Consider the following 25,416-nt stretch of genomic DNA (forward strand, 5'->3'; position numbering starts at 1 on the left):
GGGGGAACGTCGTGACGGTAAGCGACCAAAAAGAGCCGGTCCTGGCCAGAAGATGAACAGCGCGAGAACGAGCGATGGCGCGCTGCCGGACCGGCGGCGCGCCATCGACGAAAAGTACTGCTAGATCGTTGCTTGTCGACTAAGAACCGATGTCCGACAGGCCGTGCCTGCCGGGTTTCCACACCGCCACGACCGAGGGACGGGGCTGCTTTTCGCCGCCGTCCGGCCAATGGGAGGCCGGTTTGTCGGCATTCGCCCCGTCGACTTCACCCGGATGCTGGACACAGACCGTGACGATCTTCTCCTCGACGATCGGACCGCAGGTCTCCGCGCCGCGGGGCACGGTGAGGAACAGCTTCAGCTCGCCGCGGTTGCGGCCCTCCAGCGGCACCGAGTAGAGGCCGTCGTTGATGCCCAGCGCGCCCGCCGAGTCGGTGGAGATCCACAGGTTGCCGTGTTTGTCGAAGGCGACGTTGTCCGGGCTGGAGATCGGCGAGACCTGATCCTTGGGGAAGCCGGCGAAGTAGGTGTCCGGCGACGACGGATCGCCGCACACCAGGAACAGCCGCCAGCTGAACGCCAGCGCGAGCGCGTCCCCTCGGCGCTCCTCGAACTCCAGCACCTGGCCGTGCTTGTTGTTCAGTCGCGGGTTGGGCTCGGTGGCGCCTTCCTTGCCGGGGTTGCCGCGTTCGACGTTGTTGCTGAGCGCGCAGTAGATCCGGCCGGTGCGCGGATGCGCCTGGATGTCCTCCGGGCGGTCCATCTTGGTCGCGCCCACCTTGTCGGCCGCCTCGCGGGTGAAGACGTACACCTCTTCGGCGGTCATTCCGTCCACAAAGGACTTCTTGCCGGAGGCGAGCGGGATCCACTCGCCACTGCCGTCGAATTCGCCGTCACTGGGCAGTTTCCCGGTGCCGTCGATCTCGGCGGCCGGGCTGTCGCCGGTGAACCGGCCGACGTAGAGCGTGCCGTCGTCGAGCAGGGTCATGTTGTGCCGCCGGGCATGCGCGCTGTCGCCCGGCTTCATGCGGCCCTTGGAAATGAACTTGTAGATGTACTCGAAGCGTTCGTCGTCGCCGGAGTAGGCGACCACACGGCCGTCCTCGGCGACGCGGATGTTCGCCGTCTCGTGCTTGAACCGGCCGAGATGCGTGTGCTTGACCGGGGTGCTGTCCGGATCGTTCGGGTCGAGTTCGATCACCCAGCCGAACCGGTGGGCCTCGTTCGGTTCCCTGGCGATGTCCCAGCGCGCGTCGAACCGCTCCCATTTCCGGGTGGTCGCGGTGCCCTTGATGCCGTAGCGCGCGTACCGCTTGCGCGCCACGGGATCGGTCACCGTTTCCGCGTTCCCGAAGTACTGGTTGATGTTCTCCTCACCGGACAGGATCGTGCCCCACGGCGTGACCCCGCCGGCACAGTTGTTCATCGTGCCGAGCACCACCGTGCCGGTGGGATCGACGGCGGTCTTGAGCAGCTCGCTTCCCGCCGCCGGGCCCGTCACCTTGAACGGGGTGTGCAGCGTGATCCGCCGGTTGTAGCGGGACATCTTCGGCCGCAGGTGCCCGGTGTCGCGTCCGCGCGACACCTGGACGACGGTGAGACCGTGCGCGGCCCACGCGATCTTGACCTGCTCCTCGGTCGGGTTGTTCCGGTCGTAGCCGCGGAACATGAACTCTTCCGAGGTGTACTCGTGGTTCGTGACCAGGAGCGAAGAGAGTCCCCAGCGGTCGAGCGGCAGCAGCGCGGCGAAGTCGCAGTTGTAGCCGAACTGCTTCGCCTGCGCCTCGGCGGTCTGGGCGTCGAAGTCGAACTCCGGCGCGCCGGGCAGCACCGCGTCACCCCAGCGGATCACGATGCCCTGCTCGTAGCCCTCGGGCACCACGACTGCGTCGAGCGTGTTCGGCTGGACGCGCTGGTAGTCGGTGCCCGGCGGTGGTTTCGGGCGTCCCGCGGGGGTGGCGGAGGCGGGTGCGGCGAGTGCGAGCGGTGTGCCGGCGGCCAGCGCGACGACAGCTGTGGCCTTCAGAGCGCCACGGCGGCTCACCTCGCCGAGCACTTCCGCGAAAGTGGGATTGTCCGAGGTGTTCGGCGCGTCGTGGAAGCACGCGTCGCCACAGCGGTAGGTACAGGTCACTGAAGCTCGGCTTGGTGAGTGGCCGGCCAGCAACGGAAGGAACTTCACGCGGACCTCCGGTCAGGCAGTTCGGGAGGTCGACGCTAAGACAACGGACCAACGGGAGGAAACCCCCCGTTGGTCCGAAGTTCACTAATTGTTCGATTTACATCTCTTCGCCCACGAGGACCGCTTCGGCCGGGATCGTGTGCGGGTCGGCGGCCTTCTCTCGGATCGTCAGCAGGGCCCCGGCGAGCACGCACAGGATCGCGGCGATCACGAACGGCGCCTGCTTGGCGCCGAACCACTCTGCCAGGTGACCGACGACGGTCGCGGCGACCGCGCCGCCGAGCCAGCGGCAGAAGTTGTACCCGGCGCTCGCGACCGGACGCGGGGCACCACTGATCGACATGGCCGTCCCGGTGAAGAGCGTGTTGAGCAGGCCGGAGACCAGCCCCGACAGGATGATGCCGACGACCAGCACCGGCTTGCTCGGGATCGCCATGATCAGCAGCAGCACCGCGTAGCCGAAGACGGCGACCACGGTCGCGTGCCGCTCACCGAGTTTCGCGGCGAGCTTCGGCGCCAGCACCACCCCCGCGACGGCGACCGAAAGGCCCCAGCCGCAGAAGATCAGGCCGACGGCGACGGCGCTCCACTCCAGCACGAACGGCGACCAGGCGAGCACCACGAAGAACGCGGCGGTGTAGAGCGCGGAACCGATCGAGGTACGCAGCAGCCCGCCGTGCTTCAGCGCGCGGAACGGGTCGAGCAGGCGGATCTTCGGCCGCTCGCCCTTCGCGTCACCGGTCAGGAAGATCGAGCACAGCACGAGACCGCACAGCATCAGCAGCGAAGTGCCGAGGAACGGGCCGCGCCAGGAGATGCTGCCGAGCAGGGCGCCCAGCAGCGGGCCGACCGCGAGGCCGACGCCGAGCGCGGCTTCGTACAGCAGGATCGCGCCCGCCTGGCCGCCGGTCGCGGCGCCGACGATGACCGAAAGCGCGGTCGCGATGAAGAAGGCGTTGCCGAGGCCCCAGATCGCGCGCAGCCCGATGAGCTGCTCGATCGACCCGGACGCGGCGCACAGCGCGGTGGCGACGACGACCAGCGTCAGCCCGACGACCACGGTCCGCTTGGCCCCGAACCGGGCGCTCATCGCGCCGGTCACCAGCATGGCGACCGCTTGGACGCCGAGGTAGCTGGAGAACAGCAGCGTCACTTCGGACGGCGTCGCCTGCAGGCCTTCGGCGATCGACAACAGGATCGGGTCGACCAGCCCGATGCCCATGAACGCGATGACCGCGGCGAACGCGGTGATCCATACCTGTTTGGGCTGTCCTTTGAGGGCGTCCAACAGGCTCGAGTGGGGCTCAGCGCTCATCGCGGATCAGTTCCTCCTTCTTGGCTTCCTGGATTTCTTGCCGCAGCAACTTCGTGAGGGCGGGAAGCGCGGCTTCGATCGCGGCGCGGTCGTTCTCGTCCAGGTCGAGGAGCCGCTCGCGGAGGAACTCCTCCCTGGCGACGATCAACTGGCGATGGAAGCGCTGCCCGACCTCGGTGACCTCGACGAGCACGGCCCGGCCGTCGGCGGGATCCGGACGGCGGCTGAGCAGGCCGAGCCGCTCGAGACGGCGGACGACGTCGGTCATCGTCGGCATCCGGACCCGTTCGAGGTCGGCGAGCGTGCTCATCCGCCGCGGGCCGCCGTTCAGCAGCTCCGACAGCACCGAACCCTGGGTGAGGGTGAGCTGCACCTGCGGGGTCTCCCGGCGGACGAGGTAGTACAGCCGGAACACCAGCGGGCGGAGCCGGTGGGCGAGGTCGGCGACTTTCGTGGTCACTTAGCCATGCTAACTAAAAGTACTGAGCATGGCTAAGTAATATGCCGCACAGGTTGCCACGGCCTAGGGTTGGGGGCGTGGAAGCGGTGATCTTCGATCTCGACGGTGTCCTGGTGGATTCGGAAACGACGTGGGACGAGGTCCGGCGAGCGGTCGTCCACGAGTTCCACGGCACGTGGCGCGACGAATCGACCAGGGCGATGCAGGGGATGAGCACCCCGGAATGGGCCGCCTACCTGGCGCACGACCTGGGCGTGCGGCTCCGTCCGGCGGACGTCGCGCAGGTGGTGATCGAACGGATGGCACGACGGTACGCGGAGAAGCCGCCGATCATCCCGGGCGGGCCGGACGTCGTGCGTGAGGTCGCGAAGCACTGGCCGGTGGCGATCGCGAGTTCGTCGCCGCCGCTGCTGATCAAGGCTTTCCTGGACATCACGCGGCTGCCGGTGCCGACGGCGGTGTCTTCGGAGCAGGTCGGGGCGGGAAAACCGGCGCCAGACGTGTACCTGAAGGCGGCCGAGCTGCTGGGCGCGGAGCCGAAGAACTGCGCGGCCGTGGAAGACACGACGAACGGGCTGCTCGCGGCGCTGGCCGCGGGGATGGCGGTGTACGCGGTGCCGAATCCGCACTTCCCGCCGGATCCGGCGGTGCTGGCGCGGACGACGGTGGTCGGGACGATCACGGACCTGCCGGCCGCGTTGACGTCACAGCCCGACGCCTAGCTCGTCGGTTCCGGCGTGCCGTTGCGCCATACACAGGGCGTTGATCCGTTCAGGTACAGCTCGCCGGACTCGTTGGAATCCAACGCCAGACGAAATCCGTCGTCTCGCTTTTCCAGCCACAGGTACTGCGGGTTTTGCTTCTCTTGCAAGACTTGGTAGTTGTTGTTCTGTGCCCACGAACGCAGAGCGCTGAAGTACTCCGAGATGCCTGTCGCGACCAGGCCGGTCACCTGGTAGCCGCGATCGGCCACGAGCCGCCCCTTCGCCCCCTTGTCGCTTGGATCATCACAAGGCGCTTCCTTGCTCTGCCCACGCAGTACCAGCACAGCCGACGCCGGAAGGGCCGACTTCGCCTGCTGGATATAGCTCTCGAGTCGCTGGTTCGCCTCTTGAATCGTTATCGTGTTCCTCAATTCGCCCTCCTGAGGACTGCCACAGCTCGCGACACAGAGAAGCAGCATCGTCGACGCCACACTCAAGACGGTTGCTCTTCTGTTCTTCATCAGTAACTTGGCTGCTTTCCTGCGATTATTCGGCCCATGTCGCGCAGAGCGGGGTTGTCTCGCGTCCAGTATTCGCTGTGAGCCGCCTCGCTGTTGCCGAGAATCGGGCCGCGCGGGCCTGGATCCGAGCTGAACGTCTTGCCGCCGAATTCCGGGTCTGTGGGGTCGGGGCCGAGGGGGTCAAGAGGATCGCCCTGCCCCTCGATACGAGGGAAGTTGGTGATGTTGATCGCGTCGTTCGCGGCCGTCGTGGAGTACACGTGATCGGGAGGGATGTTGAGCTGGTTCGCGTGATCGACACCGGCGCCCGGACTGGCGACGAGCACGATGTTGTCGACGGCGAGGTGCTCGTCTCTGGCAGCGTGTCCGACGAGAGTCGTGCCGTAGCTATGGCCGAGGACGGTATTGTGCGAGGGAGTTCCGTGATGGCTTTCCCTCAGTCCGTCCTGGAAACTGTCAAGCGCATGCTTCCCCTTGTCGGCGAAGCTCTCGTTCGCAGCGTCCAAGAGGCCCGGCGGCGAGTCGTAGCCGATCCAGGTGATCACCGACGGTGTTTTCGCCCCGGCCTGCTGAGCGGCGTTGACCATGCTGTCCGCTCGTCCTAGGTCGACATTGACTTTGGAAAGCTCCGATCCGGTACCGGGCACATAGGTCGCGACGTGTTGCGCGGTATCAGGATCACCCATCGCGACGATCGCACGACCTGCGCCCGCGTCATCGATGCGCAGCACGTAGGGCCGTTGCTTGGTGGGATCGTAGTTCGGGCTGTCGGGATCGCTCATCGAGAGCCGATTGTCGATATCGTCGAGTCCGCGAAGTCTACCGTCGAGTTTGTCGAGATCCGCCTTGAGCGCGTCGAACTCCAGCTGGTCGTTGAGCTTGATATCACCGGCCCCGGTTCGGGGAAATTCGTTGATCTTCCGCTGAAGCTCGTCGCGCTCATGCCGCAACCTGGACTGCTGCCGATCCAACAGAGTGCGGTTGGCGATATCACGCTGCTTGGCCGAGAAACCGTCCCGTGGTCCGACGAGTTCCGGCCGGTCCGTGGCCAGCCGGGTCCGCTGCGCTTCGCTCAACGTCGCCCAATAGGCGGCGTTCTGAGCCGCGGTCGCGCCCTCGGGCGGTGGCGCGGGGATGCTGAGTGAGCCCATGACGGCACCGGAGTTGCCGGCCGCGGCCAGCGACGTGTTGTCGTTGTCGTTGCCGGTCGCGTCGATGGTCTGTCCGGCCACGATCCGGTCGAGCACGAGGCAGAAGTCGTCGTCGATGTCGGCCGCGCTCTTGAGGACTTCGGAGACACGGTCGCGCAGTTCCGCCGCGATCGTCGCCCGTTCTCGAGCGACGGCTTCCTTCTGGTTTTCCGGCGTGCCCACGGGTGGCCCGTTGTCGACGATCGCCCCGTCACCACCGATGACGAAGTGGTGCGCGCGGGCGAGCCCTTCGACTTCCTTGACGCCGTTCATGACACCGCTGATCGCGTCTCCGACGTCCCCTGCGCCACGGCGCAACGCGGCGACCTCGGCGGCGTACTCTTCCAGGCCGTCGATGACCTGATCGACCTCGTTCGCCGCAGCACCGGCGGCTTCGCCGTGCCAGCCATCAGCCGTGTTGATGCCGCGCAGATCGTCCGAGCAGGCGACGACCTTGTTGTACGCGGCGTTGACCTCACCGACCGCGTTTTGCAGGGGTGCGGAATCCCATCGAGTGACCTCGGCCCAGGTGACCATCAGACCGGCTTCCGCCCGCCCGTCGACCGCACCGGCACAGACAGGTCCGCCTTGGCGGCATCCTCGCGCCCGTTGTAGAGGTCGGCGGCCTTCGCCATGCTCGACGCGTGCGTGTCGAGACGCCGCTCGTACCCCTGCTCGCGGTCTTGCAGTACATGCTTGACCTCGGCGAGCTTGCCGACGCACCGCGCTCCCGGCATACCGGCGTCACCCGACGGCACCGTCGCCGAGCATTTCGCCCCGCGCAGCCCGTCCGCGACTCGCGTCGCGGCCTTTCCCGTCCCTCTGATCTTCTCGATCACCACGTCATAACCGGCCATGAGCCCTCCCCTGCTCCGGTAGTCAATCGATCACACTACGGAGCAGAACGGTCCGGCTCAACAGCCCAGGCAGCCAAAACCGGGGGAAAGCAGCAGGTAGCGGCGTTGTACTCACACCTGACCGAGTAGTCCTACCTATAAGCGCATACAGCGAAGGCTCCCTTCACCGCGTCACATGCGGTGAAGGGAGCCTTCAGCTCACGTCAGAAAAAGATCACGCCTCGCCGGCGATGAACTTCTCCACCTCGTCGCGCGCGGTCGCGTCGTCGTACTGCTCCGGCGGCGACTTCATGAAGTACGAGGAAGCCGACAGGATCGGGCCGCCGATGCCGCGGTCCTTCGCGATCTTCGCGGCGCGCACGGCATCGATGATGATGCCCGCCGAGTTCGGCGAGTCCCACACCTCGAGCTTGTACTCCAGGTTCAGCGGCACGTCACCGAACGCGCGGCCTTCGAGCCGGACGTAGGCCCACTTGCGGTCGTCGAGCCACTGCACGTAGTCGGACGGCCCGATGTGGACGTTGCCCTTGCCGAGCTCACGGTCGACCTGCGAGGTGACCGACTGGGTCTTCGAGATCTTCTTCGACTCGAGCCGCTCGAGCTCCTTCATGTTCAGGAAGTCCATGTTCCCGCCCACGTTGAGCTGCATCGTCCGGTCCAGCTGGACGCCGCGGTCTTCGAACAGCTTCGCCAGCACGCGGTGCGTGATGGTGGCGCCGACCTGGGACTTGATGTCGTCGCCGACGATCGGCACACCGGCCGCGCGGAACTTCTCCGCCCATTCGGGGTCGGAGGCGATGAACACCGGCAGCGCGTTGACGAACGCCACACCGGCGTCGATGCACGCCTGCGCGTAGAACTTGTCGGCCTCTTCGGAACCCACCGGAAGGTAGGAGACGAGCACGTCGACCTCGGCCTCGCGCAGCGCCGCGACGACGTCGACCGGGGTCTCGTCGGACTCCTCGATGGTCTCGCGGTAGAAGCGGCCGAGCCCGTCGAAGGTGTGCCCGCGCTGCACGGTGACGCCCAGCGGCGGCACGTCGGCGATCTTGACGGTGTTGTTCTCGCTGGCGAAGATCGCCTCGGACAGGTCGCGGCTGACCTTCTTGGCGTCCACGTCGAACGCGGCCACGAACTCGATGTCGCGGACGTGGTACTCGCCGAACACGACGTGCATCAAACCGGGCACGCGGGTGTTGGGATCTGCGTCGCGGTAGTACTGAACGCCCTGGACCAGCGAGGCCGCACAGTTGCCGACTCCCACGATGGCCACCCGAACGCGGCGGTTCTCGCCCATGCCGGTTTCTCCTTCATTCGTCCAACAGTTGTAGATAGTGCTCAGCGGGCCCGGGGAGCGCCTCAGGTCTCCGGTCCGCGCTGCTCGGCCTGTTCGTGCGCGATCAGCTCGTTGAGCCAGCGCACCTCCCGCTCACTGGACTCCAGCCCGAGCCGGTGCAGCTCACGGGTGTAGCGGTCGATCTTCTCCTCGGCCCGCGCCATTGCCGTCCGAAGTCCTTCTCGGCGTTCTTCGACCCGTCGACGGCGGCCTTCCAGGATTCGCATCCTGACGTCGGCCGGTGTCCTCGAGAAGAACGCCAGGTGGACGCCGAAGCCCTCGTCGTCCCATGTCTGCGGGCCGGCGTCGCCGAGCAGCTCGGCGAACCGTTCCTTGCCCTCGGCGGTGAGCTTGTACACCCGCTTGCCCCGGCGTGCCCATGCCCGGTCTTCCACCTCTTCGAGCTCCTCGACGAGGTAACCGGAGCGGAGCAGCCGACGCAACGTCGGGTACAGCGAGCCGTACGAGAACGTCCGGAACATCCCGAGCGTCTCATGCAAACGTTTGCGCAGCACGTAACCGTGCATGGGGGTCTCGTGCAGCAGCCCCAAGATCGCGAGCTCGAGCACACCGCACCCCCTTCCGGGAACAAACCGCGACCGGTCGCGTTGGCCACCGAGACCGGCTCGGTCAACCTACCGGCCCACTATATCGCGCCGATACATCGAAGTGGTGTAGCTAACCCCGATCGAGCGCCCCGGAACCGGCTTAAATTCACCGGAGAGTTATCGAAACGTCGGCGTGTCCGATCGCGCACGCTCCGTCCCGCCGAGAACGGGGCGTGGACCACACAGCAAGAGCCCGTACTCTGTTGGCGTGCGAAACCAGCGGCAGGTCGTGGACTACGCCTTACAGCGGCGCGCGCTGCTCAAGGGCGTCCACTCCGGACGGGTCGGCACGAACGACGTCTGCGACGCGGGTCCGTACCTCCTGCGGGCCGCGAAATTCCACGGACGACCAGGTGAGCAGGACTGCCCGGTCTGTCACCGGGAGGAACTGACCCTGGTGTCCTGGGTGTACGGCGACGAGCTCAAGCACGTCGCCGGATCCGCCAAGACACCGGACGAACTGGTACGGATGGACGGGCACTTCGCGGAGTTCACCGTCTACGAGGTCGAGGTCTGCCGGAGTTGTCACTGGAACCACCTGGTGCGGTCCTACGTCCTCGGTACAGGAGATCCGGGAAACACACGGCCACGGACCCGGTCGCAGAGGACAGCGGGTCAGTGACAGGTATCGAAAACGCAGTTGAGCACAGAGCGGCGTCCCCCGAAGCGCCGGTCTGGGAGGCCCATTCGTGAACGACGACCGCAATCGCTCCTGGCCAGGCCAGGAGCCTGATGCACCTCGCCGTGCCCAATGGCCGGGAGAAGAGGCCGAACCCGGCTGGCCGGGCGAGGAACCCCCGCGCCGCCCCCAGCGCCGGACACCTCCCAGCGGCACCCCCCGCGCGGCACAGCCACGGGCCGAGCGCCCGCGTTCCGCCGATCCGCGTTCAGCTGCCCCGCAGTGGCCGGGCGGCGAAGGCGGCGGTCCGGAGTGGCCGTCCGACGACGAACCGCGCCGTCCCGCGCCCCCGCGCCGCCCCAACGGCATGCCCCCGCGCAGGCAGGGACCCCCACCGCCCGGCAACCGCCCGCCCCAGCGGTCCCAGCAGGGTGCCGTCGGTCACCGCCCGCCGCCTCCGCCAGGCAACCGCCGCCCCGCCGCCCCCGTCCCGGACGACCAGGCGACCGCGATGGTGCGGCCGGTCGAGCCGGACCCGTACGAGCGCGAGCCGGACCTCATCACGCACCACGCGCACAACGGCACCGAAGATCCGTACGGCTACGACCCATACGACGACCGCTATGACGATCGTCACGAAAGCGCAGCGCTCGGCGCCGAGGGCGAAGACCCACACGGCGAAGTGCCCGCCGGGGACGAAGAGGACGGCAAAAAGAAGGTCCTCACGCCGAAGCAGCGCAAGAAGCGTCGCTGGCGGATCATCCGCCGCGTCCTCTACGCGATGTTCGGCCTGTTCGTCGTCGTCCCCGCGATCGCGTTCGTCATCACCTACTTCCTGGTGGACGTCCCGTCGCAGGAGAGCGTCGCGAGCCAGCAGAGCCAGCCGATCACGCTGATGTACGCCGACGGCAGCCCGATGGGCAAGATCGCGCCCGCCAGCGGAGGCAGCCGGTACCTGCTGAAGCCCGGCGAGGTCCCCGACGCGGTCAAGAAAGCCGTGTACGCGGCCGAAGACTCGTCGTTCGAGACCAACTCCGGCTTCGACGTCGGCGGCATCCTGCGCGCGGTCTACAACAACGTGACCGGCGGCCAGGGCGGCGGTTCGACGATCTCCCAGCAGTACATCAAGAAGGCCACGGCCAACGAGGCGCCGACGCTCACCCGTAAATGGACCGAGCTGGCCAAGTCCTTCAAGATGAACAACCAGATGTCCAAAGAGGAGATCATCACCGCCTACCTCAACACCATCTACTTCGGCCGCGGCGCGAACGGCATCGAAGCGGCCGCTCAGGCCTACTTCAAGAAGCCGGCCAAGGAGCTCAGCGCTTCCGAGGCGGCGCTGCTCGGCGGCCTGATCCAGGGGCCGAGCAAGTCCGAGAACGAGGCCTACGCGCTGAAGCGCTGGACCTTCGTGATGGACCAGATGGTGGCGAACAAATGGCTCGACCCGGGTGCGCGCGCCACCGCGCAGTTCCCGAAGCCGATCCCGAAGGCGCAGGCGAAGGCCGACGACGCCGGCACGTTGAGCCTGCACATCCGCAACCGGGTGATCGACGAACTCGAAGCCCGCGGCTACGACCAGGACCGGCTGCACCAAGGCGGCTTCAAGATCACCACGACGATCGACCCCAAGGCGCAGAAGATGGCCGAGGAGTCCGTCGCCGAGGGGATGAAGGGCCAGACGGACGAGAGCATCCTGAACGCGCTGGTCGCGGTCGACCCCAAGACCGGCGGCGTGGTCGCCTACTGGGGCGGCCCGGACTGGACGAAGAACGACAAGGGCCAGGACGTCCAGGCGCACGACTGGGCGAACGTCCCGCACAACCCCGGTTCGGCGTTCAAGGCCTTCGACCTCGCCGCGTTCCTCAAGATGGGCAAGGGCCTCGGCGAGACCTTCGACGGGTCCAACAACCGGAAGTTCGACTCCGGCACCGGAAGCCAGCGCACGATCCGGAACGCGGGTGAGAGTTCCAACTGCGGCACCCAGTGCACGGTCGCCGAAGCGATGAAGGTCTCCGCGAACACCGTGTTCTACGACATGGTGATCAACAAGACCAAGGTCGACCCGGTGGCGAAGGCCGCGAAGGAGGCCGGTGTGCGGACGGAGAACGAGGGCGGCAAGTCCGTTCTCTACCCCGACCTCAACATCGCGCTCGGCGGTGGCCGCACGGTGACCACGGCGGAGGACATGGCGGCCGGGTTCGCCACCTTCGCCGGCGAAGGCATCCGGCAGAAGCAGCACTTCGTCGCCAAGCTGACCAACTCCCAGGACGAGGTCGAGTTCGACGAGACGGTCCCCAAGGGCTCTCCCGCCTTCAGTGACGACGCCGACAAGAGCAAGCAGATCGCCGGCAACATCACGGACGCGCTCGAAGAGGTCGTCCCGTACTCGAAGCTGAAGTGCCCGAAGGGCAGCGAGTGCGCGGGCAAGACCGGGACGCAGCAGTACGACTTCAAGGACGAAGACCCGGCGAGCTACCACGAACGCAACGCGCAGACCTGGATGGTGGGCTACACGCCGAGCATCTCGACCGCGGTGTGGGTCGGCGGCGACGGCAACAAGCCGCTGCACGACAAGAGCGGCAAGCCGATCTACGGGCGGACGATCGCCGGGCCGATCTGGGAAGACTTCATGTCCCGGTACATGACCGGCAAGCCGTCGGAGAAGTTCGAAAGCGTCAAGGCGATCGGCAAGGACGCCAGGTCGGTGCCGACGACGACGGTCCCGAAGCCGCCGCCGGCGACGACGAGCACGCCCGAGACGCCGTCGACCACCCCGACGCCGACGATTCCCACCGAGCCGACGGAGCCGACCGAAACCGGCGGCTGGCCGACGAAACCGACCAAGCCCACGAAGCCGACCAGACCGGGTCCGGGGACCTCGGATCCGTTGTTCCCGAACGGCGAAGATCCGTGATGACCGAGCGGAACGGCTGAGAGAGGGTGTGCCGGGCGATGGCCGGGCACACCCTTTTTTCGCGCGCACGACAAGGAGCGAGCCCGTTGTCACTGTTCGTCATGCCGGTCCTGACCCCGGGGGCGTTGGCCTGGGGCGGGTGCTCGCCGTCCACCGCCCTAAAGTCCTTATTTCGTCGCGTCGGTGAACCTGAACCGATCCGATACGTCTTATCCAGAGGAGACCTGCGACCGCAGGACCGCGCTCACCGACGGAAGGTTCGGAGGACGTCCCAGTGAACGACGATCCCCACGGCGGATGGCCAGGTCAGGACCCTGACCCCGCCCGTCGTCCGCAACGCCCGGCCGGACCGCCCCGCCGCCCCGCCGGAGGACCGCCTCCGGGATACGGGCAGCGGCAGGGTCCCGGCCCGCAGGGTCCAGGGCAGGCACCGTGGCAACGGCAGGGGGCGCCCCAGCAGGGGCAGCCGCCACCGCCCCCACCGCGACGTCCGCAGCGACCGCCGGTCGCGCCGCAGCACGAGCCGGACCTCATCACGCATCACGAGCACAACGGCACCACTGACCGCGGCTACGACGATCGCTACGAAGAGCCGTACGAAGACGAGCAGTACGCCCCGGAGACCGACGAAAACGGAAAGCCGATCCTCACCCCGGCGCAGCGCAAGAAGCGCCGCTGGCGGCGGATCCGTCGGGTGCTGCTGGCCCTGTTCTGCCTCTTCGTGGTGATCCCGGCGATCGCGTTCGTGATCACCTACTTCAGCGTCGACGTCCCGTCGCCACAGGCGATCGCGGCGACGCAGGGCCAGGCGGTGACCTACTACTACGCCGACAACACCGAGATGGGCAAGGACGTCCCCAAGGGCGGCAACCGGCAGATCCTGACGCCGGAGCAGATCCCGGACATCGTCAAGAAGGCCGTGATCGCCACCGAGGACGCCTCCTTCGAGACGAACTCCGGGTTCGACATCGGCGGCATCCTGCGCGCGGTCTACAACCAGGTGACCGCGGGCAAGGGCGGTGGTTCGACCATCTCCCAGCAGTACATCAAGGTCGCGAGCGGGGACGACGAATCGTCGCTCACCCGTAAATGGACCGAGCTCGCCAAGTCGTTCAAGATGAACCAGACGTACGAGAAGAAGGACATCATCTCGGCGTACCTGAACATCATCTACTTCGGACGCGGCGCGTACGGGATCGAATCGGCCGCGCAGGCGTTCTTCGCCAAGCCGGCCGGCGAGCTGAACGCGTCCGAGGCCGCGCTCCTCGCGGGGCTCATCCAGCAGCCGGGCCGTTCGGAGAACCCGAAGGTCGCGAACGAACGCTGGACGGTCGCGCTGAACCGCATGGTGGAGAACAAGTTCCTCTCCGCCGCGGACCGCGCGAACCTGCAGTTCCCGACGCCGGTGCCGCAGACCGACAAGCAGCAGGCCGGGGTGGTGAACCCGTTCATCCGCGACAAGGTCAAGGAAGAACTGGCCGCGAACGGCATCACCGACGACGTCTATTACACGCGTGGCTACAAGGTCTACACGACCATCGACCCGAAGGCGCAGGCCGCGGCCGAGCAGGCGATCGCCGACGGGATGAAGGGCCAGACCGACGAGAACCTGCTCAACGCGCTCGTCGCGGTCGACCCCAAGACCGGCGGCGTGAAGGCGTATTACGGCGGCCCGACTCTCGTGAAGGGGCCCAACGGCCAAGACCAGAAGGGCCGCGACTGGGCGAACACGCCGCAGAACCCCGGCTCCTCGATGAAGCCGTTCGACCTCACCGCGTACATGCAGCTGGGCAAGGGCGGCATCAACTCGACGTTCGACGGGTCCAACAACCGGCAGTTCGGCAAGCAGACGATCCGGAACGCCGGTCCCGGCAGCTCGTGTTCGGCGCAGTGCACGGTGTCCGAAGCGATGCAGCGGTCGGCGAACACGGTGTTCTACGACATGGTCGTGAACGTCACCAAGCCAGGACCGGTGGCGCAGGCCGCCAAGGACGCCGGGGTCAAACCCGCCCCCGACGGCACCTCCGAACTGTTCGGCGACAACAACATCGCGCTCGGCGGTGGCAAGACGGCCGTCACCCCGGAGGACATGGCCGCCGCGTACGCGACTTTCGCGGGCGAGGGCCAGCGACGGGACAAGCACTTCATCGTCAAGGTGACCAACTCGCAGGACGAAGCCGCGTACTCCGCTCCTGAGGAGGCGAAGTCGGCGTTCGCCGACGACTCCGACAAGAGCAAGCAGATCGCGGGCAACGTCACCGAGGCGCTCAAGGGTGTCATCCCGTTCTCGAAACTCAAGTGCCCCAACGGCCACGAGTGCGCGGGCAAGACGGGAACCCAGCAGCACACCTACCGGTCGGGCGAGCCCAATTCGGCTAAGGACTCCAACTCCCAGACCTGGATGGTCGGCTACACGCCGTCGATCTCGGCGGCGGTGTGGGTCGGCGGCGATGGCGACAAGGCGTTGAAGGGCAAGAACGGCAAGGCGATCTTCGGTTCGACGATCGCCGGGCCGATCTGGCAGAAGTTCCTTTCGCTGTACCTGAACGGCAAGTCGGGGGAGCGCTTCGACAAGGTCAAGATCATCGGCGGGGACGACAACAACACCATCCCGTCGACGCAGACCCCGCCGGACGAGAACGACGACCCGGGCGAGACCGGCACGCCGTCCACGGGTCCGTCGACCGCCCCGTCGTCCTCGCGGAACGAAGAGGACCCGCCGTCGAGCTCGAAGAACCCGCCGTCGTCGAGTGAGAACAACGGCGAAGAAGGCGGTAACGGTCCCGGCCGGGGTGGCGGGGGCAGAGGCGACAACGGCTAGCCAGGTCCCAAGTACGTGAAGGCCCCCTTCATTGCGTCTAGCGCAATGAAGGGGGCCTTCACGTACTGCGGGCTAGAGGGTGACGACGCGCCGTTCGGAACCGGCCAGGTGCGCGGCTTCGATGACCCGGAGCGCTTCGACGGCGGAGGCGGGATCGACCGGGAAGTCGCCCTTGCCGAGGAGCGCGTCGCGCACCTGCGCGTAGAAGTCCTCGTAGCGGCCGGCCTCGGTGGGCACGGTCTCGACGTCGTCGTTCACGCCGAGGACGCCGGCGTCCGAGGGCGGTTCCACGGCCCAGCCGGGATCGCCAGGGCGCAGCCCGTCTTTGATCTGGGGCTCCTGGACGTCGAGGCCGTACTTCGTGAAAGTCGCCTTGTCGCCGAGCACGCGGAACCGCGGGTTCCGGGTCCCCGCGAGCGCGGACGCCCACAGGTGCGAGCGCACGCCGCTGGTGTGGTGGAGGGCGACGAAGACGTCATCGTCGACGGACACCCCGGCGCGGCGCTTGTCGACCTCCGCGTAGACCTCGGAGACCGGGCCGAACAGCTGAAGCGCCTGGTCGACGATGTGCGCGCCGAGGTCGTAGAGCAGCCCGCCCGCCTCGGCGGGGTCGCCGAACTCACGCCAGTTGTCCCGGGGCTTCGGCACCCAGCGGTCGTAGCGGGACTCGAAGCGGAAGACGTCGCCGAGGCTTCCCGCGTCGAGGAGCTTCCGGACGGTGAGGAAGTCCGAGTCGAACCGGCGGTTCTGGAACACCGTCAGGCCGACGCCCTTGGCCTTCGCGGCCTCGACGACCTTCGCTGCTTCGTCCGCCGTCGGCGCGAAGGGCTTGTCGACGACGACGGGCAGCCCCGCCTCGATCGCGCGGAGCGCGAGAGGGACGTGCGTGCGGTTCGGCGTGCTGATGACGACCAGGTCCAGCTCGGCCGCCTTCGCGAACAACGCGTCCGCGTCCGGCAGCACGTCGGCGGCCGGATAGTCGGCACTGGCCTGCCCGACCCGGTCCGGGTTCGAGGTGACGATCGCGGCCGGGGTCAGCCCCGGCGTCGCGTCGACCAGCGGGGCGTGGAAGACGCGCCCGCCGGTGCCGTATCCGAAGATCCCCACTCGCAAGTCAGCCATGCGTTCCATTAAACAACAGTGTTGCGTAATCAGCCAGTCATGGCAGGATGCGCGCTATGCCGGAGACCGGGGTCAATCTGCGCGGGCTGCGCCAGCACAACCGAACGCTGTTGCTCACGCACATCCTGCGCGCGGGCGGCCTCAGCCGCGTCGAACTCGCCGAACGCACCCGGCTCACCCAGCAGGCCGTCTCGAAGATCGTCCCCGAACTGCTCGAAGCCGGCTTGCTGGACGAGGAGCGCCAGCCCGCGTCCGGCGTCGGCAAGCCGCGCACGCTGCTGCGCGTGCGCGCGAGTGCCCGGCACGCGCTCGGCGCCCAGCTCGACAGGGACTCCTTCCGGGTGCTCATGACCGACCTGACCGGGAAGGTCATCGCGGCGCAAGGCGGCCCGCTGACCCCGGGATTCACCCCCGACCAGGCGGTTTCCGTCATCGGCGAAGCGACCGAAGCACTGCTAGACGGCGTCGTGCGGGAACGCGTGCTCGGCCTCGGCGTCGGCTCCGTCGGCCCGCTCGACCACCGCCAAGGGGTGGTCCGGGACGCCACGAACATGCCGGGCTGGCACCACGTCCCCCTGCGCGACCTGCTCGCGAAACGCACCGGGCTGCCCGTCCGGCTCGACAAGAACACCAACGCCGCCGCCTTCGCCCAGCACTGGCCGGAGGGCGACCAAGCCGCGACAGCCGTCGTGCTCGTCGGCACCGGGATCGGCGTCGGCCTGCTGATCGACGGCAGGCTGTACCGCGGGCCGCGCACCAACGCGGGCGAATTCGGGCATACGACGCTCGCCTTCGACGGGCCGCGCTGCGCGTGCGGGCGCCGCGGCTGCGTCGAGGTGCTGCACAACGCGGCCGCGACCACCGAGGAGGCGGCCGGCCTGCTGGGGATCGGGCTCGCCGACCTCGTCCAGGTCCTCGACCTCGAGCGTGTCGTACTGACCGGGCGTTCGGTGCGCGCGGAGCCCGAGGTGTACCGCGACACGGTCGCCGCGCGACTGCGGGAACTTCTGCCTTTGCCGCACTGGCAACGGATCCAGGTCGATCTCGACGAGATGGGCGACGACGTCGTCGCGTTCGGCGCGGCGGCCGAGGTGCTCGCCGGGTTCTACGACAGCGGCGATATCACCGGGTGGTCACCCGGATAGGCGCTAACATCCGCCACGTGTCCGACCAGACGACCCAGCCCGAGGCTCCACTCTCCCTCACCCCCGGCGAGCGGGTCATCCCGAGCTGGAACGAACCCCTCGTGGCCGCGGCCTCCCGGCCGATCGGCGGACCGCTCGGCGAACACGCGGCCGTGGGACGGCACTGGTTCTGGTCACCGCAGCGGGTCGGGCTGCTGCTGGCCTGTCTCGCGCTGCTGCTCTCGTGGTTCGGCAAGGCGTCCTGTATCCAGGAGTACACCGACGATTCCGGAACGCATCAGCTCGACTGGCGGGCGGGCCGCCCGTTCGTCGCGATGTGCTATTCGGACATCATCCCGCTCTACAGTTCCGAGCGGCTGAACAATCCGGACACCTTCCCATACGTGACTTCGTGGACCGAGGACGAAGGAACGGCGAAGGAGACCACGCGGTACATGGAGTACCCGGTCGCGACAGGGCTGTTCCAGTGGATCAACGCGAAGCTCGCCGAAGCCTGGCTCTCGGTCGCGGAATCGGGCTGGCTGCCCGGCGCGCTCCCGGTCGCCGTCTACTTCAACATCTCGGCGCTCTGGCTCGCGCTGGCCTGGCTCGTCACGGTGTGGGCGACCGGCCGATCGCTGAAACGCCGTCCGTGGGACGCCGTCCTGGTGGCGATCGCGCCGCTGGCACTGGTGCACGTGTTCACCAACTTCGACGCCATCGCGACCGCGTTCACCGCGACCGCGCTGCTCGCCTGGTCCCGACGTCGGCCCGAGGTCGCGGGGTTCCTGCTCGGTCTCGGCGCCGCGGCGAAGCTGTATCCGCTGCTTCTGCTCATCCCGCTGTTCTTCCTGTGCCTGCGCGCGGGCAAGGTCAAACAGTGGGCGCTCACCGCCGGCCTCGCCGTGGCGACGTTCGTGGTGGTCAACGTCCCGTTCGCGCTCGCCGCGCCGACCGGCTGGTGGGAGTTCTTCCGGCTCAACACGGCGCGCCCGATGGACCCGGACTCGCTCTACAACGTGATCGCCCACCTGTCCGGCTGGGCCGGTTTCGACGGGAAACTCGCCGCGGGCCAGACACCTGCCGTGCTCAACTTCGTCGTCGCGGTGCTGTTCCTCGCCGCCTGCGCCGGCATCGGGTACATCACGCTGAAGGCACCACGCCGTCCGCGGCTCGGGCAGCTGGCCTTCCTCGTGGTGGCCGCTTTCCTGCTGACGAACAAGGTGTGGAGCCCGCAGTACTCGCTGTGGCTGGTGCCGCTCGCGGTGCTCGCGATCCCGCGCTGGCGGCTGCTGCTCGGCTGGATGATCATCGACGCGCTGGTCTGGGCGCCGCGGATGATGTACTACCTCGGCGTCGACCACAAGGGCCTGCCCGAGGACTGGTTCCTCGGCACCGTCGTCGTCCGAGACCTCGCCGTGCTGGGCCTGTGCGCGCTGGTGATCCGCGACATCTACCAACCGCGCACAGACCCCGTCCGCCTCGCCGGGGACGACGATCCGGTGGGCGGCTTCCTCGACGGCGCCCCCGACTCTAAGCGCGTTTCAGCACCTCAGGCCCAGGACGCTCCAGCCTGATCTGCTTACCGAAGTCCTCGGCGCCGAAGTCGTTGATCTGGACGACGACCGCTTCGGGCGAGGTTTCGACGAGGCGGCAGGTGACCCAGTCCTCGCCGTGCTTGACCGACCAGCGGTCGGCGAGGACGGCCAGTCCTTCGGCCTCCAGCAACGCGACGGAGTCGTCGAAGGCGGCGGGCCCGCCGAGCGGGTAGCCGAAAACGGTCAGTGCCTGCCAACGGGTTTCCGGCGCGGGGACGACGTAGCCGACGTGCTCGCCGTCCTCCGCCCGGTACACGGTCCGATTCTTCATGCGGATCAGGTTCGACCCTCCCGCGGCGTGAGGGTCAAGCGCATTTCAGCGCACGAGGTAGCCGCCCGTGCTCGTCTCGAAGAACGGCACCGGGCCGGTGCACGGAAGGACGTCGTGCTCGATGCCGCCGTAGGCCCAGCTCCAGCCGATCCGGTCGTGACCGCGCGGCACGTCCTGGACCGAGAAGCCGACCCGGCGGCCGACGACGGTGATCGGGAGGCCCGGGATGTCGGCGCGTTCGATCACGCCGGTCAGGATGGCGAGGCTTCCGGCGCGCGAGACGCAGTCGACCTTGCCGTCGAAGTCGGCGACGAGCTTGCCGTCCTTGGTCACGTGATTCACGTGGAACCGGCCCGAGGACTTGCCGGGCTCGCCGAACGCGGCGAAATCGAACCGGACCGGGTCGTTGTCGTAGCCCGGGAACGTCAGCGGTCCACCCGCCGACCCGATGACGGCCGCCCCCGGCACCGGCGCCGCGTTCGCCTGCGTCGCCCCCAGCGTTGCCGCGGCGACGGCGAGTACTGCGATCGCGGTGATCTTGGCCTTGATGGTCATGGCTTTCCCCTTCGGTACCGGGTGTTTCCCGGTCGGGGTCGAGCCTTTCGCGATCGGCGTGCCCGGCCCTCCCGCTGGAGAGGGAACGATCTCCCGCCCGGGTAGCACGGGCCGCGGTTGATCGCGGGGCCGGTCCGTGGTGGGGCGCGTTGGTCGTGAGTGGCGAATGGCGTCAGAACGCGACTTGCCACTCACGACCCCCGCCGAACTCAAGCGGAGGCGATCCGCTCGCGGAGGTAGGCGATGTCCGCGGCCTGGCCGTCGGCCGGGGTCTCGACGATCACGGGCGCGCCCGCCTCGGCCGCGACGGCGGCCAGCACCTCGGGGTCGATCGTGCCGTCGCCGCCGACGACGTTGGCGTGCCTGTCCCGCGTGGAGCCGAACTCGTCGCGCGAGTTGTTGAGGTGCACCAGGTCGATCCGGCCGGTGATGGCCTTGACCTTCTTGACCGCCTCGGTCAGGTCCCAGCCCGCCGCGTACGCGTGGCAGGTGTCGAAACAGAAGCCCGCGCCGAATTCGCCGACCTTGTCCCAGAGCCGGGCGATCGTTTCGAGGTCGCGGGTCATCGCGCTGTCGCCGCCCGCGGTGTTCTCTATCAGGATCGGCACGGCGAAGCCGCCCTTTTCCTGCTCGCGCTCGAAAAGCTTGCGCCAGTTGACGAGACCTTCTTCGACGTCTTCCGAAGAACCGACGTGACCGCCGTGCACGACGAGCCCTTTCGCGCCGATTTCGGCCGCGCCGTTCGCGTGTTGCGTGACGTTCTTCCGCGACGGGATGCGGATGCGGTTGTTCATCGACGCCACGTTGATCAGGTACGGCGAGTGGATGAAAACCTCGATCGGCGACTCTTTGATCGCTTCGCCGTGCGGGTGGGGTTTGGGAGCCTTCCAGCCCTGCGGGTCGGAGAGGAAGAACTGGAGGACCTCGGCTTCGCGTTCGGCGACCGCGGAGAGGGGGTCGTCGTCGCGGACATGGGCACCGATTTTCATGCCAGCACGCTATACCTGACGAAATCTCCCCGGCGCGGCCGAGGTCGTCACGCTCGTGGGGTAGCGTGAGCGCGTTCCGTTAAAACCGCGTTGGGTCTTGAGGGGCGGAGGACGAACTCGATGGGGAAGACTGCCGGGCGGATCACGGCTTGGGGATTCGCGTTTTCGGTCACGGCCGGACTCGCTTTCCCGATGACCGCGATGGCCGCCGAGGGCCCGAATCCGACCCTTTCCGGCGAATGTGACGCCACGCTGCAGAACGGGAAGTCCGCCAACGGCCTCGTTCTCGACGCGGGCGCCCCGCTCAACTCGCCCGAGGCGCTGACGGTCGGTTTGGACTCGAAGGCCAAGACCGCCGAGGGCCGGAAGCCGCTGCTTTCACTGCCGGTCGGCGACTTGGTCAAGACAACCGGGCTGACCGACAACGCGGTCGGCGATCTCGCCGCGAAGGGTGTCTGCACGCCCGCGCAGGGCGCGGTGAACGCGGTCGGCAACCTGACGCAAGGCGTCACCAAGGACGTCCCGCCGATCGTGGACCCGCCGAACCCGAAGCCGCCCCAGCCCGAGCCTCCGAAGCCCCAGCCTCCGAAGCCGGGACCGGGCCAGCCCGGCGGTCCGGGCAGTGAACTCCCGGTCGAGACCGGCCCGGGTTCCTCGACCGGCATCGGCGGCGACTCGATCGCCGGCGTCATCAGCAACGCGGCGCTGCTTCCCGGCAACTTCGTCCAGGCGCCGGTGATCACCGAGATCATCCCCGGCGAGGTCCCGCCGCCCACCGTCGACGAGAAGGACACCGGCAACGCGCAGGCCGTCCAGGCGCCGATCACCCCGGCCAAGCTGCCGCTGCTGCTCGCGGTGCTGGCGCTGGCCGTCGTCGCCGCGGCTCTGGTCCGCGCCTGGCTGCGGGGCAAGCCCGCCGCCTGATCTTCACCGTCAGTGACGCCCGCTTCCACTCGAATGCCTGACCTCTTCGAGTGAGCGGGCGTTACTTGTCTCCATTAGCGTCGTTGGGCAGGTAGGTGACCCCGACGACGGAGGAGTCGAAGGCATGCGCGAACGGACACGGAGGGCGACAGCCCTGGGTGCTTCGGCCTTCATTCTCGCGGGCTCGGCCGCCCTCGCCCTGCCCGGCACGGCCGCCGCCGCCGAGACCAAGACCGCCACCTGCGGTGGATCGGTGAGCGCGAAGCCCGGCGACAAGATCCTCGGCAAGACGCCGCTCCTCGGCATCCCGCTCGACCTCGGCCAGGCAGGCCCGATTTCCGGAGTGCTCACAGGCACGATCAACGCGCTGCTCGGCACGGTCTGCAGGGTGACGGTGACTGTGGTGAACGCCGTCGTCGCGCCGGTCCCGGTCATCGGCGCACCCGCCGCGGAGGCGCTGAACGGCGCCGTCACCGGCACCACCCAAGCCCTGACCGGCGGCGGCAAGCCCGCCCCGGGCACCCAGCCCCAGCCCGGAAAACCCGCCCCCGGCACGCCCGGCAGCGGCGGTCCGCAGACGGGCGGACCCGGCGGCACCCCGGCGCAGGGCGGTACGCCCGCGGGCGGCGGGATCCCGGCGGCGAACAGCCCGTTGCTGCCCGGCACGTTCACCCCGAACTTCGGCGGCCTGCCGTGGGGCATCAGCACGGGCTACGCCCCGATGCGCGACTACAGCTCCATCCCGATGGCGACGGCCGGTCTCTTCAGCCCGTCGCCCGGTATCCGGTACGGCGGGCAGATCCCGGGTTACGCGCCGCAGTTCGGCATCGCCGCCGAGGGTGAAAAAACCGCCGTCGATCCGGACGTCCAAAACGCGGGACAGGCCGAAGCGCTACCAAGCGTGAGCGACGGATTCACTCAGGACGGGAAACTGCCGCTGCTGATCGCCGTTTTGGCACTCTCCGGAGTCAGCGCGGGCCTGGTCCGCACCTGGGTCCTCCGCCGAATGGCCGCTACAAATTAGTCCTACTGCCTAGTATCTTCGTGGTCACTCCCTCGTTATCCCCGTTGGCAGTGCTTTTCCCGCTGGTGAAAACCAGACGCACTGCCTCACGCCCCCACCGACCCGGAGGATCGCGCTCGTGCGGAAGACCACCATCTGGCAGACCACCCGCAAGGCGCTCACCGTCACCGCACTCGCGACCATGGTCACCGGTGGCGCGCTCCTGACGGCGGGCACCGCCTCGGCGGCCACCACGCTGGCGAACGCGTGCAACGGCACCGTCAACGGCGGGATGGGCGACACCGTCGCGATCACCGGCTCCTCGGTCAAGGAACTGGTGCGGGCGGGTGCGAAGGAAGCGGGCACGCTGGCCCTCTACGACGTCGCCGCGAACGACATCGCCAAGGTCAACACCATCTCCGTCGGCACGGTCCCGCAGTCGGCGGGCGGCCCGGTCGAGGCGAAGGCGATCGGCGCGGCCGTGCGGCAGGCGGTCAAGGAGACCAAGTCCTGGGGTCTCGGCCTGAACCCGGACAAGACGCTGGACTCCATCGAGCACAAGGTCACCGGCAGCTGCGGCCTGACCACGGTCGCGACGAACTACGTCGCCCCCACGCTGCCGAACCCGGGCACGACCGCCCCGCAGCAGGGCGGCACCGGCGGAGCCGCGAACGGCGCTCCCTCGAACGGGAACCTGCTGTCCGGCGGCAGCAACGGCACCGGCTACGCCCCGCCGCGCGAGTACGGCAACCTGCCGGTCGCGCAGCCGGGTGTCGCGGTGGCGCCGGGCGTGCGTTACCCGGCCAACAGCCCACTCCCCGGTGAGGGCGCCCCGCAGTACGGCACCGACGGCCAGGCCGGACAGGGCCCCGACGTCCGCAACGCGGGCAACGCCGAAGCGCTCGCGACCGACGGCATGCCCGGCGGCGACGTCCAGCTGCCGATGCTGCTCGCGGTCCTCGTGCTCGCCGGCGTGACCGCCGCGCTGGTCCGCACCTGGGTCCTGCGCCGCGTCGCCTGACCTGAGGCGAAGGCGCCGAACGCCCCCAGGTACGCTTACCTGGACAAACCCTCCTGCCACGGACAGTCCGTGGCCGCGAGCCCATAGGAGGTGAGTGGTTGTGTCACGCCATTACGAGGTAATGGTCATCCTTGACCCCACGCTCGACGAGCGCACGGTCGCCCCCACGCTGGACACTTTCCTCAACGTCATCCGCACTTCGGGCGGAAGCGTCGAGAAGGTCGACGTCTGGGGCCGTCGCCGGCTCTCCTACGAGATCAAGAAGCACGCCGAGGGCATCTACGCGCTCCTCGACCTGAACTCCAGCTTCGAAGCGGTGAAGGAGCTGGACCGTCAGCTCTCGCTGCAGGAGACCGTGCTCCGCACCAAGGTCATGCGCCGCGAGATCAAGCGCGCCGCTGCCGTCGCCGCCAAGGCCTGAGCCGAAGGACTTTCCCGATGGCTGGAGACACCGTCATCACGGTGATCGGCAACCTCACGTCCGACCCGGAGCTTCGCTTCACCCCTTCCGGTGCGGCGGTCGCGAACTTCACTGTCGCGTCCACCCCGCGCACGCTGGACAAGCAGTCCGGTGAGTGGAAGGACGGCGAGGCCCTGTTCCTGCGCTGCAACATCTGGCGTCAGGCGGCCGAGAACGTCGCCGAGTCGCTGACCCGTGGCGCGCGAGTCGTCGTGCAGGGGCGCCTCAAGCAGCGGTCTTTCGAGACCAAGGAAGGCGAGAAGCGCACCGTCGTCGAGCTCGAGGTCGATGAAATCGGCCCCTCGCTGCGTTACGCCACCGCCAAGGTGAACAAGGTCAGCCGTGGCACCGGTGGCGGTGGAGGCGGCGGCTTCGGTGGCGGCGGCGGTGGTGGCCAGAGCGGCCCGCCCGCCGACGACCCGTGGGGCTCCGCTCCGCCCGCCGGTGGCGGTGGCGGTGGCGGTGGCTTCTCCGACGAGCCGCCCTTCTAGCCAGGCGCTCCACCGCGGGCTCCGGCCCGCGAGTCGCCTCGACACAACCACTACGTAGGAATTCAGGAGTAAAACCGTGGCCAAGCCACCCATCCGCAAGCCCAAGAAGAAGGTCTGCGTGTTCTGCAAGGCCGAGAAGAAGGGCCGCCCGGAGAACATCGACTACAAGGACACCAACCTGCTTCGGAAGTACATCTCCGACCGCGGGAAGATCCGCGCCCGTCGGGTGACCGGCAACTGCAGCCAGCACCAGCGTGACATCGCCATCGCGGTCAAGAACTCCCGCGAAATGGCGCTGCTGCCCTACACCTCGACCGCACGCTAAGGA

General features: G+C 68.1%; 24 protein-coding genes. 12 read left to right on the top strand and 12 right to left on the bottom strand.

The genetic code is table 11. The features are described from left to right. Positions 1–139: 139 nt before the first annotated feature. The 3 genes from ACFOSH_RS12555 to ACFOSH_RS12565 all read right to left on the bottom strand — a co-directional run bounded on the left by ACFOSH_RS12555 (position 140) and on the right by ACFOSH_RS12565 (position 3,957). Positions 140–2,182, bottom strand: a complete 2,043-nt coding sequence (locus tag ACFOSH_RS12555) for a PhoX family protein (protein ID WP_378238975.1) — start codon at positions 2,180–2,182, stop codon at positions 140–142. Positions 2,183–2,279: 97 nt separating this feature from the next. Next, positions 2,280–3,497 carry an MFS transporter gene (locus ACFOSH_RS12560; protein WP_378238976.1) on the bottom strand — a complete coding sequence of 406 codons (1,218 nt, stop codon included), beginning with the start codon at positions 3,495–3,497 and terminating at the stop codon, positions 2,280–2,282. Next, positions 3,487–3,957: a MarR family winged helix-turn-helix transcriptional regulator gene (locus ACFOSH_RS12565; protein ID WP_378238978.1), complete on the bottom strand. Its 471-nt coding sequence runs from the start codon at positions 3,955–3,957 to the stop codon at positions 3,487–3,489. Before ACFOSH_RS12565 ends, ACFOSH_RS12560 begins: the two co-directional genes overlap by 11 nt. Before the next feature lie 77 nt (positions 3,958–4,034). Here ACFOSH_RS12565 and ACFOSH_RS12570 point away from each other — a divergent pair, with 77 nt between their 5' ends. Further along, positions 4,035–4,679 (top strand): HAD family hydrolase, encoded by a 645-nt coding sequence (locus ACFOSH_RS12570; protein ID WP_378238979.1) that lies wholly within the window; start codon positions 4,035–4,037, stop codon positions 4,677–4,679. Here ACFOSH_RS12570 and ACFOSH_RS12575 read toward each other — a convergent pair. From ACFOSH_RS12575 to ACFOSH_RS12595, 5 genes are all read right to left on the bottom strand, one after another. Next, complete coding sequence (locus ACFOSH_RS12575) at positions 4,676–5,182, bottom strand: hypothetical protein (RefSeq protein WP_378238980.1); 507 nt, start codon at positions 5,180–5,182, stop codon at positions 4,676–4,678. The two genes, ACFOSH_RS12570 and ACFOSH_RS12575, sit on opposite strands and share 4 nt — an antisense overlap. Continuing rightward, positions 5,182–6,909, bottom strand: a complete 1,728-nt coding sequence (locus tag ACFOSH_RS12580) for an alpha/beta hydrolase (RefSeq protein WP_378238981.1) — start codon at positions 6,907–6,909, stop codon at positions 5,182–5,184. Before ACFOSH_RS12580 ends, ACFOSH_RS12575 begins: the two co-directional genes overlap by 1 nt. Beyond that, positions 6,909–7,229 carry a hypothetical protein gene (locus tag ACFOSH_RS12585; RefSeq protein WP_378238982.1) on the bottom strand — a complete coding sequence of 107 codons (321 nt, stop codon included), beginning with the start codon at positions 7,227–7,229 and terminating at the stop codon, positions 6,909–6,911. Before ACFOSH_RS12585 ends, ACFOSH_RS12580 begins: the two co-directional genes overlap by 1 nt. Before the next feature lie 214 nt (positions 7,230–7,443). Continuing rightward, a complete protein-coding gene (locus ACFOSH_RS12590) occupies positions 7,444–8,526 on the bottom strand; it encodes an inositol-3-phosphate synthase (RefSeq protein WP_378238983.1) in 1,083 nt (360 codons plus the stop codon). Positions 8,527–8,588: 62 nt separating this feature from the next. Continuing rightward, complete coding sequence (locus ACFOSH_RS12595; RefSeq protein ID WP_101611504.1) at positions 8,589–9,134, bottom strand: PadR family transcriptional regulator; 546 nt, start codon at positions 9,132–9,134, stop codon at positions 8,589–8,591. A gap of 247 nt (positions 9,135–9,381) precedes the next feature. Here ACFOSH_RS12595 and ACFOSH_RS12600 point away from each other — a divergent pair, with 247 nt between their 5' ends. The 3 genes from ACFOSH_RS12600 to ACFOSH_RS12610 all read left to right on the top strand — a co-directional run bounded on the left by ACFOSH_RS12600 (position 9,382) and on the right by ACFOSH_RS12610 (position 15,530). After that, positions 9,382–9,795: a DUF5318 domain-containing protein gene (locus ACFOSH_RS12600; RefSeq protein WP_378238984.1), complete on the top strand. Its 414-nt coding sequence runs from the start codon at positions 9,382–9,384 to the stop codon at positions 9,793–9,795. Between the two features lie 508 nt (positions 9,796–10,303). After that, positions 10,304–12,709 carry a transglycosylase domain-containing protein gene (locus ACFOSH_RS12605; RefSeq protein ID WP_378239174.1) on the top strand — a complete coding sequence of 802 codons (2,406 nt, stop codon included), beginning with the start codon at positions 10,304–10,306 and terminating at the stop codon, positions 12,707–12,709. A 274-nt stretch (positions 12,710–12,983) separates the two neighbouring features. After that, positions 12,984–15,530, top strand: a complete 2,547-nt coding sequence (locus ACFOSH_RS12610) for a transglycosylase domain-containing protein (protein ID WP_378238985.1) — start codon at positions 12,984–12,986, stop codon at positions 15,528–15,530. A 72-nt stretch (positions 15,531–15,602) separates the two neighbouring features. On the opposite strand, the gene ACFOSH_RS12615 is transcribed toward ACFOSH_RS12610, so the two are convergent. Continuing rightward, a complete protein-coding gene (locus ACFOSH_RS12615; protein WP_449224181.1) occupies positions 15,603–16,637 on the bottom strand; it encodes a Gfo/Idh/MocA family oxidoreductase in 1,035 nt (344 codons plus the stop codon). 71 nt (positions 16,638–16,708) lie between these two features. Between ACFOSH_RS12615 and ACFOSH_RS12620 the strand changes: the two genes are divergently transcribed. Beyond that, the gene (locus ACFOSH_RS12620) at positions 16,709–17,797 is read left to right on the top strand and encodes an ROK family transcriptional regulator (RefSeq protein WP_378238987.1); all 1,089 of its coding nucleotides are present in this window, start codon (positions 16,709–16,711) and stop codon (positions 17,795–17,797) included. A 17-nt stretch (positions 17,798–17,814) separates the two neighbouring features. After that, complete coding sequence (locus ACFOSH_RS12625; protein WP_378238988.1) at positions 17,815–19,353, top strand: glycosyltransferase family 87 protein; 1,539 nt, start codon at positions 17,815–17,817, stop codon at positions 19,351–19,353. Here the strand turns inward: ACFOSH_RS12625 and ACFOSH_RS12630 are convergent. The 3 genes from ACFOSH_RS12630 to ACFOSH_RS12640 all read right to left on the bottom strand — a co-directional run bounded on the left by ACFOSH_RS12630 (position 19,310) and on the right by ACFOSH_RS12640 (position 21,189). Beyond that, the gene (locus ACFOSH_RS12630; RefSeq protein WP_378238989.1) at positions 19,310–19,645 is read right to left on the bottom strand and encodes a hypothetical protein; all 336 of its coding nucleotides are present in this window, start codon (positions 19,643–19,645) and stop codon (positions 19,310–19,312) included. The two genes, ACFOSH_RS12625 and ACFOSH_RS12630, sit on opposite strands and share 44 nt — an antisense overlap. 45 nt (positions 19,646–19,690) lie before the next feature. Next, on the bottom strand, positions 19,691–20,200 hold the full coding sequence (locus ACFOSH_RS12635) for a hypothetical protein (RefSeq protein ID WP_378238990.1): 510 nt from the start codon (positions 20,198–20,200) through the stop codon (positions 19,691–19,693). 209 nt (positions 20,201–20,409) lie between these two features. Beyond that, positions 20,410–21,189 (bottom strand): deoxyribonuclease IV, encoded by a 780-nt coding sequence (locus ACFOSH_RS12640; RefSeq protein WP_378238991.1) that lies wholly within the window; start codon positions 21,187–21,189, stop codon positions 20,410–20,412. 120 nt (positions 21,190–21,309) lie between these two features. On the opposite strand from ACFOSH_RS12640, the gene ACFOSH_RS12645 reads away from it, so the two are divergent. From ACFOSH_RS12645 to rpsR, 6 genes are all read left to right on the top strand, one after another. Continuing rightward, positions 21,310–22,113, top strand: coding sequence for a hypothetical protein (locus ACFOSH_RS12645; protein ID WP_378238992.1), 804 nt, complete (start codon positions 21,310–21,312; stop codon positions 22,111–22,113). A 124-nt stretch (positions 22,114–22,237) separates the two neighbouring features. Continuing rightward, entirely contained in the window at positions 22,238–23,137 is a 900-nt protein-coding gene (locus ACFOSH_RS12650; protein ID WP_378238993.1) for a hypothetical protein, read from the top strand. 118 nt (positions 23,138–23,255) lie between these two features. Further along, entirely contained in the window at positions 23,256–24,137 is an 882-nt protein-coding gene (locus tag ACFOSH_RS12655; protein WP_378238994.1) for a hypothetical protein, read from the top strand. A gap of 100 nt (positions 24,138–24,237) precedes the next feature. Then, positions 24,238–24,558: a 30S ribosomal protein S6 gene (gene rpsF / locus ACFOSH_RS12660; protein WP_174720483.1), complete on the top strand. Its 321-nt coding sequence runs from the start codon at positions 24,238–24,240 to the stop codon at positions 24,556–24,558. Positions 24,559–24,575: 17 nt separating this feature from the next. After that, positions 24,576–25,088, top strand: coding sequence for a single-stranded DNA-binding protein (locus ACFOSH_RS12665; RefSeq protein WP_101611516.1), 513 nt, complete (start codon positions 24,576–24,578; stop codon positions 25,086–25,088). A 76-nt stretch (positions 25,089–25,164) separates the two neighbouring features. Beyond that, positions 25,165–25,413, top strand: a complete 249-nt coding sequence (rpsR, locus tag ACFOSH_RS12670; RefSeq protein WP_005168122.1) for a 30S ribosomal protein S18 — start codon at positions 25,165–25,167, stop codon at positions 25,411–25,413. Positions 25,414–25,416: the final 3 nt, after the last annotated feature.

The organism is Amycolatopsis speibonae (genome assembly GCF_042647925.1).
In the GTDB taxonomy this organism is placed as follows: Bacteria; Actinomycetota; Actinomycetes; order Mycobacteriales; family Pseudonocardiaceae; genus Amycolatopsis; species Amycolatopsis speibonae.